This is a genomic window from Gordonibacter pamelaeae 7-10-1-b, assembly GCF_000210055.1.
Taxonomy (GTDB): Bacteria; Actinomycetota; Coriobacteriia; order Coriobacteriales; family Eggerthellaceae; genus Gordonibacter; species Gordonibacter pamelaeae.
Window position 1 is genome coordinate 2,482,830 of record NC_021021.1, and the last position, 10,755, is coordinate 2,493,584.

At 68.2% G+C, this 10,755-nt stretch carries 10 protein-coding genes; 1 reads left to right on the top strand and 9 read right to left on the bottom strand.

Going from position 1 to position 10,755, the window contains the following annotated elements:
• Positions 1–171 precede the first annotated feature (171 nt).
• From modA to GPA_RS11610, 9 genes are all read right to left on the bottom strand, one after another.
• Complete coding sequence (gene modA / locus GPA_RS11575) at positions 172–1,092, bottom strand: molybdate ABC transporter substrate-binding protein (RefSeq protein WP_015539970.1); 921 nt, start codon at positions 1,090–1,092, stop codon at positions 172–174.
• Between the two features lie 228 nt (positions 1,093–1,320).
• A complete protein-coding gene (locus GPA_RS11580) occupies positions 1,321–1,920 on the bottom strand; it encodes an ABC transporter ATP-binding protein (RefSeq protein WP_015539971.1) in 600 nt (199 codons plus the stop codon).
• A complete protein-coding gene (locus GPA_RS11585) occupies positions 1,913–2,947 on the bottom strand; it encodes an ATP-binding cassette domain-containing protein (RefSeq protein WP_015539972.1) in 1,035 nt (344 codons plus the stop codon). The genes GPA_RS11580 and GPA_RS11585 overlap by 8 nt, the downstream gene beginning before the upstream one ends.
• A gap of 9 nt (positions 2,948–2,956) precedes the next feature.
• Positions 2,957–3,856 carry an ABC transporter permease gene (locus GPA_RS11590; RefSeq protein WP_015539973.1) on the bottom strand — a complete coding sequence of 300 codons (900 nt, stop codon included), beginning with the start codon at positions 3,854–3,856 and terminating at the stop codon, positions 2,957–2,959.
• Positions 3,849–4,835, bottom strand: a complete 987-nt coding sequence (locus tag GPA_RS11595) for an ABC transporter permease (protein WP_015539974.1) — start codon at positions 4,833–4,835, stop codon at positions 3,849–3,851. The genes GPA_RS11590 and GPA_RS11595 overlap by 8 nt, the downstream gene beginning before the upstream one ends.
• A 182-nt stretch (positions 4,836–5,017) precedes the next feature.
• Positions 5,018–6,670 (bottom strand): ABC transporter substrate-binding protein, encoded by a 1,653-nt coding sequence (locus GPA_RS11600; protein WP_015539975.1) that lies wholly within the window; start codon positions 6,668–6,670, stop codon positions 5,018–5,020.
• Positions 6,671–6,881: 211 nt separating this feature from the next.
• The gene (locus GPA_RS20420) at positions 6,882–7,016 is read right to left on the bottom strand and encodes a hypothetical protein (RefSeq protein WP_261798089.1); all 135 of its coding nucleotides are present in this window, start codon (positions 7,014–7,016) and stop codon (positions 6,882–6,884) included.
• Positions 7,017–7,036: 20 nt separating this feature from the next.
• Positions 7,037–9,163: an NAD-dependent DNA ligase LigA gene (gene ligA, locus GPA_RS11605; RefSeq protein WP_041240449.1), complete on the bottom strand. Its 2,127-nt coding sequence runs from the start codon at positions 9,161–9,163 to the stop codon at positions 7,037–7,039.
• Positions 9,164–9,318: 155 nt separating this feature from the next.
• Positions 9,319–9,846 (bottom strand): HdeD family acid-resistance protein, encoded by a 528-nt coding sequence (locus GPA_RS11610; RefSeq protein WP_041239549.1) that lies wholly within the window; start codon positions 9,844–9,846, stop codon positions 9,319–9,321.
• A gap of 214 nt (positions 9,847–10,060) precedes the next feature.
• Between GPA_RS11610 and GPA_RS11615 the strand changes: the two genes are divergently transcribed.
• The coding region (locus tag GPA_RS11615; protein ID WP_041240450.1) for an ADP-dependent NAD(P)H-hydrate dehydratase at positions 10,061–10,755 on the top strand (695 nt) is incomplete at its 3' end.

Consider the following 10,755-nt stretch of genomic DNA (forward strand, 5'->3'; position numbering starts at 1 on the left):
GCGGAGGGGAGAGGGGGTGCAACCCTGTTCGCGCAGCCCTGCGCCGTCCGTGCAACCGGGCGCGCGCAGGTGTCTGTTCGGGAGATTCTCATGGTTGTTCCTTATCGCGCGGAAAGGATGGGCAGTCGAGTGCCCATCCTTTCCCACATGATACCGTATGTGCGGGACCCTTTACTCGGTAACGAGCTCGAAGCCCCACTCCTGCCACAGCTTCTTGGCGTCGGCGTCCGTCGTGGCCCAATCGAGGAACTCGGCGGCGGCCTCGGCCTGCTTCGAGTCCGTGCAGACGGCGGCCGGGTAGATGATCTTTTTGTGCGTGTCGTTCGGCACGACGCCGATGACCTTCACGCCGCCGAAGCGGTACACGTCGGAGCTGTACACGAAGGCCACGTCCACGGCGCCGGACTCGGCCTGCTTGCACACGTTGCCCACGGAGGTCTGCAGGTTCACCTTGCCGTCGAGCGGCGTGCCGTCGAACGTGCCGCCCTTGCCCGTGATGTCGCTGCCGGTCTTGCCGGACGGGTCGGTGTAGCAGCCCACGGTGGACAGCGCCTGGTCGGCGTAGTTGCCGGCCGGCACGGACTCGTCGCCCACGGCCACGGCGTAGTCGCCCGTCGCCACGTCGGCCAGCGTGAAGCTCTGGTCGGCGCCGTACTTCGCGGCCAGCTCGGAGTTCTCGCCCGTCACCATGACCAGGTCGTTCCTGAACATGTCGAAGCGCGAGGCCTCGTCGACGTAGCCGCCGTCCACCGCCTCGTCCATCTTGGCCTTGGAGGCCGATATCAGCACGTCGGCGTACGCGCCGCCGGCCAGCTGCTCGTTGAGCTCGCCCGAGGACAGGTACTGCGTGTCCTTGAACGTGACCCAATCGTGGTCCTGCGTGTAGAGCTCCTGCACGGCGTCCATCGCCTTCGACAGCGAGTTCGCGGCGAACAGCTGCAGCTCCACGGCCTCGTGGCTCTCGGCCTTGGGCTCGTCGGCTTTCGGCTCGTCGGCCTTCTGTTCGCCCGTCGAGCAGCCGAACAGCGCGAACGCGCCCACCATGGCGAACGCGCACGCAGCCGCCATCACGATGCGGAGGTGCTTCTTCATAAGATCCCCTTCCCTGGTTCTCTCGCTTCAACTCACGCGGTGCCGCCGGCCCCCGCCCCCTGACAGGCGCCTGATCGGCGTATGAGCACCCCTATATTATTCTTTTGATAGTATATAGTCAATTACAAATATCGCGAATTGAGCAGAAAGCCGGCAACGACGAAGGGCGGCGGATCGGGCAGGGAGGAAGGCGCGGCAAGCGGGAAAGGCCGGGGAAGGCGTCCGGCCCTACGCGCCCAGGCGCACGACGCGCGTGGCTATGCGGTCGGTGAGGGCGGGGGAATGCGACACGAACACGAGCCCGATGCCCCGCCTGCTCGTCTCGTCCATGAGGAAGCGCCATATCTGGGCCTGCGTGAGGGCGTCGAGCATGGTGGACACCTCGTCGGCCACGAGGTAGCGCGGGTTCGCGGCCAGCGCGCGGGCGATGCAGAAGCGCTGCAGCTCGCCGCCCGACAGCTCGTGCGGATAGCGCGACAGCCAGCGTTTCTGGATGCCCAGGTCGTCCAGCAGACGGCCGGGCACCTCGCCCGCCTCGGCCAGGGTCGCGCCCATGCGCATGCGCGGGTCCACGGCGGCCTCGGGATGCTGCCATATCATCTGCACGGGGCACGCACCGCGCCGCGGCAAGGGCTCGCCGTCCACCAGGACCTCGCCCGCTTGCGGGCGCTCGTAGCCGGCCAGCAGGCGGCAGAGCGTGGTCTTGCCGAAGCCCGAGGGCGCGCAGAGGGCCACCCGCTCGTCGGGCGCAACTGCCAGGTCGAAGCCTTGGTAGAGCGCGCGCGCCGCACCGGGATACGCGTAGGTGATGCCCCGCGCCTCAAGCATGGAAACCTCCCTTGCCAGACCCCTCGCCAACGTTGCGGTCGCGAAACCCGTGCTCCGGCAGCGCATGCCACAGCGCGCGCGAGAACGGGTGCGCGAGCGTGTCAGGGGACGCGAAGTTCGCGACGGCCGTCTCCTCCACCACGGTGCCGTCCTTGAACACGGCCACGCGGTCGGCCACGCGCAGGGCCAGCTCTATGTCGTGGGTGATGAGCATGACGCCGCCGCCCGCGTCGGCGAACGCGCGGAAGTCGTCGAGGGCGCGCACGGCCAGATCCAGGTCGAGCCCGGGCGTGGGCTCGTCGGCGACGATGACGTGCGGATCGTCCATGAGCGCGCAGCACAAGAGCACGCGCCGCGCCATGCCGCCCGACAGCTCGAAGGGGTAGAGCTGCGCCGTCTCCTCCGACAGGCCGTAGCGCTCGAACAGCTCCGCCCGACGGCGGCGACGCTCGGCATGCGGCACGTCGGGGTGCGCGAAGCCCTCCACCTGCCGCCCCACCTTCATGAGCGGGTCGAGGTTGTTCACGCTCTGCGGCACAAGCGACACGCCGTTGCCGCGCAGCGCGGCCAACCCCGCGGCGTCCTGCAGCTCGCCGTCGAACCAGATGCGACCGCGCACGGTGGCGTTCGGCTCGAACAAGCCCAGCACGGCGTCGGCCAGAAGCGTCTTGCCCGACCCCGACGCGCCCACCACCGCCACGATCTCGCCCGCATGCACCGAGATGGTCAGGGAGCTGATCACCTCCACGAAGCGCTGCCTTGCGCGAAAGAACGGGGCATCCTCGTCGTACATGCGGAACCCCACGCTCAAGTCCTCCACCTGCAGCAGGTGGTGGCCATGCTCGTGGTGGGACGCGGGCGCGTGCGTATGGTGGTGGTGCTCCTGCTCGTCGGCGTGCTCGAGAGCCTCGTGCCCTCCGAACAGCGTGTCGGCCAGTGCGTCCAGCTCGGCCGCGCGCCCGCAGGCCGGCACCTGTTCCGCCCGCGTCTCTTCCGCCCGCGCCGCACCCTTCTGCGTCTCGCTCATCCGCGCCTCCTATTCCTGCGAGCTGTGCGGGTCGATGAGCTTGCGAAGGTTCGAGCCCGCCACGTCGAACAAGAGCACGGTGGCGATGAGCGCGAGACCTGGGAACACCGCGAGCCACCACATGCCGGCCGAGAGGTACGCCATCGACTCGCTCAAGATGACACCGGTGGCCGGCTGCTCGGGCGGCAGGCCGAAACCGAGGAACGTGACGGCCGCCTCGTGCAGGATGGCATGGGGAAACAGCAGGATGAGCCCCACTATGAACTGCGGCAGCACATAGGGCACCATGTGCTTCAAGGCAATGCGCAGCGGGCTCTGCCCCAGCTTGCGCGCAACGGCCACGAACGTGGACTCGCGGCATTGCAGGATCTCGGCGCGCACCACGCGGGCCAGGCTCGGCCAATGTGTCACCGCCACGCCGATGGTGACGCCCCAGAACCCCTTGCCGAGCGCAAACGATATCAGGATGAGCAGCACGATGTGCGGGATGCCCATCATGAGGTCGATGAGCCAGGTGACCACGGCATCGGCCTTCTTGCCGCCGAGCGCCGCCACCGCGCCCAGCACGAGCGCGATGACCGAGGACGCGCCTGCGGCCAGAAGGCCCACCAGCACGCTCGTGGACAGGCCCGCCAGCGTGCGCAGCAGCATGTCGCGCCCCATCCAGTCGGTGCCGAAGGGGTGCGCCAGGCTGGGCGCGAGGTTCTTCTGGGCGAAGTCCGTGGCCGTCGCGGCGTCGGCGGCCAGAAAGCCCGCCGCCACCACGGCGGCCAGCGCGGCGACCGCCAGCACGAAAGCCGCCAGCGTGAGCTTCCTGTTCCCCCACCGAGCCGCGCGAGAAGCGTGGAGCACCGGGGCCGCAGCCACCTTGAAGCCGGCGGCCTCGCAGGTTTCCTTTCCGCTACGCATGAGCCTTCGCCCCCTTGCGCATGCGAGGATCCACCACGCCGTACAGCACGTTGGCTATGAGGTTGCCGCCGAACACGAACGCCGCCGAGAACAGCGCGATGCCCGCGAGCAGCGCCACGTCGCCGCCCAAGCCCGCCGTGACGGCCGCCTGCCCGAGGCCCGGGTACGAGAACACCTGCTCCACGAGCACCGACCCGCCGAAAATCTCCGAGATGGACGCGAATTGCAGCGTGAGCGCAGGCAGCGCGAGGTTGCGCAGCCCGTGGTGGCGCAGGGCGCCCCAGGTGGACAGCCCGCGCGTGCGGGCGAACCGCACGTAGTCGCTCTCCAGCACGTCGATGGTCTTCTCGCGCGTGTGCAGCGCGATGTTCGCCACGCCTACCACCGAGAGCGTGAGCGCGGGCAGAGCCAGGTGGTGCAGCGCGTCGGCGAGCGTCACGTCGGCCGCCGACACCCCGATGGGCACCGAGAACCCGAACGGGAACCAGCCCAGCCACACCGAGAACACGATGAGGAACACGAGCCCCAGCCAGAACGTGGGCACGGATGCCAACAGGAAGCAGTAGCCCTTCACGATGCGGTCGATGGGCCGCCCGCGGTTCGCGCCGGCCAGGATGCCCAAGCCGAAGCCCAGCACGCCGCTCACCACCCAGGCCGTGGCCATGAGCGCGAGCGAGTTCACCGCCCGGGTGGCTATGACGTCGGCCACCGGCGCGTTGAACCGCAGCGACGTTCCCAGGTCGCCGTGCAGGAGGTCGCCGAACCAGTTGGCGTAGCGCTCCCACAAGGGCGTGTTCACGCCCCAGTACTCGGCCAGCTGCGCCCGCTTCGCCTCGCTCATGTTGACGTAGGCCGCCTGCCCCACGTTCGCCTGGACGGGGTCGATGGGAGACACGCTCACCAGCACGAACGTCACCAAGCTCACGGCAACCATGAGCAGGATGAACTTCGCTATGTTGCGGATGACGAATCGGAACATGGGGATACTATAACCTCACTTGTCCGGCAATGTCAGCGAGAGGCGCCGAGGTGCCCCGAATCGCCCCGTTTCGCGGCCGAGCGTGCTTTCGCACGTGAGGGCAAGCGAAAAAGGGGCGAGGCGGGGTGCATCGGCGCCTCGCAGCGTCGGCCGGTTCCGGCTGCCGTCAGGCAGACGGAACCTTACGCCCACGACCACTGGTCGACGTTGTTCACGAGCGACCAGCCGTGGCCGTGCGGATGCGGCTTCTGCTCGGCGACCTTCAGGTTCTCCTTCGCAAAGTACAGATGGTCGATGTTCGCGAACCACACCCAGGGCGCGTCGCCCTGCGGCGCGATGCCGGTCGTGCCATCCCACTGGGCCTTCTTCCACAAGTCGAACGAGTCCTCCACCTTGGGGCAGGCCAGCGCCTCGTCCAGGTACGCGTCGGTGGCGGCGTTCTCGTAGCAGGCGTAGTTGCCCGTGCCCTTGGAGTAGAACAGGTTGTACGTCTCGATGGGGGCGTTGGTGCCCCAACCCCACACCACCGGATCGGTGAACTGGTGCGGGTAGAGGTCGTCCCAGCTCACGCCCTTTATGGCGAACTCAAGCCCCAGTTCCTTCATCTGGTTGGAGAACTCCTCGGCGATACCCTGGCGCACGGTGTCGCCGGCCGAGTAGTACAGGTTCATCGAGGCGCGCACGCCGTCCTTCTCGCGGATGCCGTCGGCGCCCGGCGCCCAGCCGGCATCGTCGAGCAGCTTCTTCGCCCGCTCCACGTCGGTCGTGCACTTCATGTCGGGCGAGGACCACGGCATGCCGTCGCCCACGCTGTAGGCCACGGTGCCGAAGCCGTTCATCACGTTGTCGATCATACGCTCGCGGTCCACGCCGTAGTTGATGGCCTGGCGCACGGCCACATCGCACGTCACGTCGTTGCCAGCGGCCGCCTCGCCCTTCTCGTCGGTCTTCTTCGCACCGGCGGAGATGGTGGGCAGCGAGATGCCGCGCGAGTCCACCGACGCGCAGTTCAGCAGGTCGTAGCCGGCCGGCTGCTGCGCGGCGAACGTCGCGGAGGTGTAGGCCACGTCAACCTGGCCGGACTGCGCCGCGGCGAGCGAGGCGTCCTCCTCCATGAACACGGCCACCACGCGCTCGATCTTCGGCGCCTCCCCGTAGTAGTCGGGGTTGGCCTTGAGGATGACCTGCTGGCCCTTGTCCCACTGCTCAAGCATATAGCGGCCGCTGCCGACGGGGTTGGCGCCGTAGCCCTCGCCGTAGGCGTGCTCGGGCACGATGCCCACCACGGCCAGCGTGTAGAGCAGCGCGTTGAACGGCTTCTCCATGTGGATGACCACGGTGGCGTCGTCTTCCGCCACGGCTTCCCTCACCATGGACATATCGCACTCGGAAGCCTCGGAGTTCAGGATGCCGTTGATGGTGAAGGCCACGTCGCGCGCCGTGAGCGGCGTGCCATCGGTGAACTTCACATCGTCGCGGATCTTGAACGTCCAGGTCATGCCGTCTTCGGAGGCCTCGTAGGACGTGGCAAGGTCGCTCTTGAAGCTAAGGTCGGTGTCCGTGGTGATGAGCGTCGACTGAATGAGCGGCTCGTGCACGTGCTCGCCGCAGCCCCAGGACACCAGCGGGTCGAAGCCCGCCGCCGGCTCGGAGCCGACGGTCATGGACACGATCACCTGCGAGGGGGCCGCCACGTCCGCGCCCGTCGCATCTGCGCCTGCCGCCGGCTTCTCATCGCCGCCGCCCGCGCAGCCCGCCAAGATCCCGCCCAGCGAAAGCGTGGCTGCCGTAGCCCCCGTCAGCTTCGCGAAGTCGCGCCGTGTGAGTGTTGCCATGCGAATCCTCCCACCCGCTGCGGCGGCTCCCTCGCGGTCCGGCGCAGCACCTCAAAGTGTGTTACGAATTTGAACTGTGTAACACACTATAGCAGATAGTCCGCACCGGGGGTGTTACGATTTCCATTTCCGTAACTCCTCTAGGCGAGCGGCGTTTCCCAGACCGCAAGCGCGCTCGGAAACCGCCCGCCCCGCCATTCGTCTATCCCTTTCAAAGAGGCTCGCAGGCGGGCTTCTCGTAGCGCTTTCCCCGTGTGCTGCCGTAAGGTTTGAGGTAGCCGTCTTCAACAAGCTCTTTGAGGAGCCGGGCCGTCTTGTATTCGGAAAAACCGGTTTTCCCGGCCACCTCCTTCTTCGAGGCGGCGACTACTCCGGCACCTCGCCGGTTTCCAGGATGCGCAGGAGGGCGGCCTCGTCGAGTACGGGCACGCCGAGGGTCACGGCCTTGTCGTACTTGGAGCCGGCGGCCTCGCCGGCCACGACGTAGCTCGTCTTCTTCGACACGCTGCCGCTCACCTTCGCACCGCGCGCTTTGAGCGCCGCGCCCGCCTCGTCGCGGGTCATGCCGCTTTCCACGAGGGAGCCGGTCAGGACGAACGTCAACCCCTCGAGCGTCTGGGGCAGCTGCTCGTCGGGGTCGGCCGCCTCGTCGGCCATCGCCACGCCGCGCTTGCGCAGGCGCTCGATGACGGCCGCGTTGTCGGGCGTGCGCAGGAACAGGTACACGCTGCGCGCGATCTTCGGGCCCACGCCGTCGAGGGCGGCAAGGTCCTCTTCCGACGCCTCCATGAGCGCCTCGATGGACGGGTACGCCGCCGCCAGCAGCTCGGCGATGGTCTTGCCCACGTGGCGGATGCCCAGCCCGAAGAGCGCGCGGGAGAACGGCCTCGCGCGGCTGCCGTCGATAGCGGCCACGAGCTTCTTCGCCACGGTGGACCCGAGGCGGATGGGCTCGCCGTCCTTGTTCACGCGGCCCATGTCGAGCAGCGCGAGCTCCACCTCGTCGAGCGTGTAGTAGTCGGCCACGTCGGTCAAACGACCGCTCTCCACGAGGCGCGACACGATCTCCTCGCCCATGCCGTCGATGTCCATGGCGCCGCGGCTGGCCCAGTGCAGCAGCCGCTCCAGCGCCTGCGCCGGGCAGTCGATGGAGATGCAGCGGAAGTCCACCTCGCCCTCCTCGCGGATGACGGGGCTGCCGCAGCTCGGGCACGTTGCCGGCATGCGCCACACCGCGGCGTCGGCCGGACGCAGCGCCAGCACCGGCCCCAGCACCTCGGGGATGACGTCGCCCGCCTTGCGCACGATGACGGTGTCGCCCACGCGCACGTCCTTGCGCTGCACCTCGTCCTCGTTGTGAAGCGTCGCGCGCGCCACGGTCGAGCCCGCCACCACGACCGGCTCCATCTCGGCCACGGGCGTGAGCTTGCCGGTGCGCCCCACCTGCACGGTGATGTCGTGCAGGAGCGTGGTCTTCTCCTCGGGAGGGAACTTGAAGGCGACGGCCCAGCGCGGCGCGCGGGCCGTGTAGCCCATCGACTCCTGCTGGGCGAACGCGTTCACCTTCACCACCACGCCGTCGATCTCGTAGGGCAGAGCCTCGCGGCGTTCGATGGCGCGCTCGCAGAACGCGTGCACCGCCTCGCGCGTCTCGCACAGCTCGACGTCGGGGTTCACGTGGAAGCCCGCCTCGCGCAGCCACGCCAGCAGCTCCCACTGGCCCTCGACGGCCAGCGCACGCTCGTCGGCCACCGCGTATATAAAGGTGGAGAGGTCGCGGTTCGCCGTGATGGCGGGGTCCTTCTGGCGGAGGCTCCCCGCCGCGGCGTTGCGCGGGTTCGCGAACGCCTGCTTGCCGTTCGCCACGGCGGCCGCGTTGAGCGCGTCGAAGCTGCTCTTGGGCATGTACACCTCGCCGCGCAGCTCAACCGGTGCGGCTGCGTCGCGCAGGCCTCCCAGCGCCGCCTCGCGCAGGCGCAGCGGCACGTCCTTCACCGTGCGCATGTTGGCGGTGACGTCCTCGCCCGTGGTGCCATCGCCGCGCGTCGCCGCGCGCACGAGGCGCCCGTCCTCGTACGTCAAGGCGATGGACGAGCCGTCGATCTTGAGCTCGCACACCACCGGCACCATGCGGCCGAACGCCTCCGTCACGCGCTCGATCCACGCGTCCAGCTCCTCCAGGTCCATGGCGTTGTCGAGCGAGTACATGCGCCGCGCATGCCGCACAGGGGCGAACTGCTCGCCCACGTAGCCGCCGACGCGCTGCGTGGGGCTCGACGGGTCCACGAGCTCGGGGTGGGCCGCCTCCAGCTCGCGCAGCTCGCGCATGAGCGAGTCGAACGCGCCGTCGGATATCTCGGGCGCGTCCTGGGCATAGTACAGGTAGGTGTGGTGCTCGATCTCGCGGCGCAGCGCCTCGATGCGCGCCGCCGGATCGCTCGTCGCCTCGGCGAGCGCCCGCTCGTCCAGGAGGTTCTGCTGTTCGTCTGCCATGTTCTCCACCGCCGTCTTGACTTCCTCCATCGGGAAGAAGGCCCCGAACGCATTCGGGGCCTTCGCCATTTCATCGAGATTCTACCACGAGTAGCGGCGGGCAGCGCACCCGCCCCATGGTTTCATCAGAGGTTGCGGCAACGCCCGCGCCCCGGCTACGCCAGCATGGCCTTGTTCGCGTTCCAACCGTAGAATACGAGCGACACGCCGCGCATGAGTATGAACACCGAGAGGAAGATGCTGAGCGCCGCCGGCCATACGAAGAATGTCAGGCCGCACAAGACGCTGACGATGCCCGAGAACAGCATCCAGCCCCACAGGGGCACGCCGGTCTTCTTGACCGTGAACGAGCCCACGATCTCGAACACGCCGAATATGATGAAGAACGCGCCGATCATCCACGGTATGACGCCGGCCAGCGCCAGCGGGTGGATGAGGAACATGAGACCGATGACGATGTCGAGCACCGCGTAGGCGATGGCCCAGCCGGACAGGTTCATGATCTTGTGGAAGCGCACGTAGTTGATGATGTCGAAGACGCCGGACACGAGGAACGCCGCGCCCGCGATGGCCGTGATGGTGACGAGCGTGAGCCCCGGCGCCACGAGGAAGAAGAAGGCGCACACCACCAGCAGGATGCCCGCTACGATCAAACCCCAGTCATGCTTCTTCGTCGTATCCACGATGCCCTCCTTCAAATCGTTCGGCGCCGCTGCGCCTTATTTCTCATCATATAATTGTAGCGAATGGAGAAAGCAAGCTGAGCAGGCTGGTCAACCGTTTCCGCACCGTAACGGTCCGAATTCGCACGGCAACGGTCTGCCGAGCATTCGCGCCTTTCGGCGATACGCGGTAGAATGCGGGGAGGGTACCTTCGACGGACAAGGCGGTGCGCCCATGCAGGACGTTCGGGAATACGGCAACGACGAGCTGGTGGCCCTGGTGCCCCTGCCGGCCGACGACGCGAACAAGTACACGCGCGGCACGCTCACCGCCGTCGTGGGCAGCGAGCGCTACCCCGGCGCGGCATGCCTGGCAGCCTACGCGAGCCAGCGCATGGGCGCCGGCTACACGCAGGTGTTCACCCATCCGGCAGCCGTCCCTCTCGTGCAGGGCTTCCGCCCCTCCCTTGTGGCCGGCCCGCGCTCGGCCCTCCCGACGAAGCTCTCCCCCTCGCTGCCGGGCAAGCCGCACGCCTACCTGGTGGGCTGCGGGTTCGACGCGGACGACGGCGCATCCTCCAAGCTCGTGCACTTCGTGTTGAAGCATGCCGAGGCGCCCGTGCTGGTGGACGGCAGCGGCCTGGACGCCCTTGTACCGGAGAAGGGGCGCCGCCTGCTGAAGCGGCGCTTCCTGAACGGCCACGCCACCGTGGTCACGCCGCATGCCGGCGAGGCGGCGCGGCTCGCGCGCGCATTCGACCTGCCCACGGGCGACCCCTACGCGCTGGCACGGTCGCTCTCGCTCGCCTTTGGCGTGGTGGCGGTGGTGAAGGGGCCGGTCACCTTCATATCCGACGGCGAGGAGACCGTGCGCATGGCGCACGGCACGTCGGCGCTCGCGAAGGCGGGCACGGGCGACGTGCTGGCGGG

Coding starts and splice junctions, on each gene's coding strand:
- modA (WP_015539970.1), bottom strand. CDS start 1,092: ATGAAGAAGCACCTCCGCATCGTGATGGCGGCTGCGTGCGCGTTCGCC.
- GPA_RS11580 (WP_015539971.1), bottom strand. CDS start 1,920: ATGCTTGAGGCGCGGGGCATCACCTACGCGTATCCCGGTGCGGCGCGC.
- GPA_RS11585 (WP_015539972.1), bottom strand. CDS start 2,947: ATGAGCGAGACGCAGAAGGGTGCGGCGCGGGCGGAAGAGACGCGGGCG.
- GPA_RS11590 (WP_015539973.1), bottom strand. CDS start 3,856: ATGCGTAGCGGAAAGGAAACCTGCGAGGCCGCCGGCTTCAAGGTGGCT.
- GPA_RS11595 (WP_015539974.1), bottom strand. CDS start 4,835: ATGTTCCGATTCGTCATCCGCAACATAGCGAAGTTCATCCTGCTCATG.
- GPA_RS11600 (WP_015539975.1), bottom strand. CDS start 6,670: ATGGCAACACTCACACGGCGCGACTTCGCGAAGCTGACGGGGGCTACG.
- ligA (WP_041240449.1), bottom strand. CDS start 9,163: ATGGCAGACGAACAGCAGAACCTCCTGGACGAGCGGGCGCTCGCCGAG.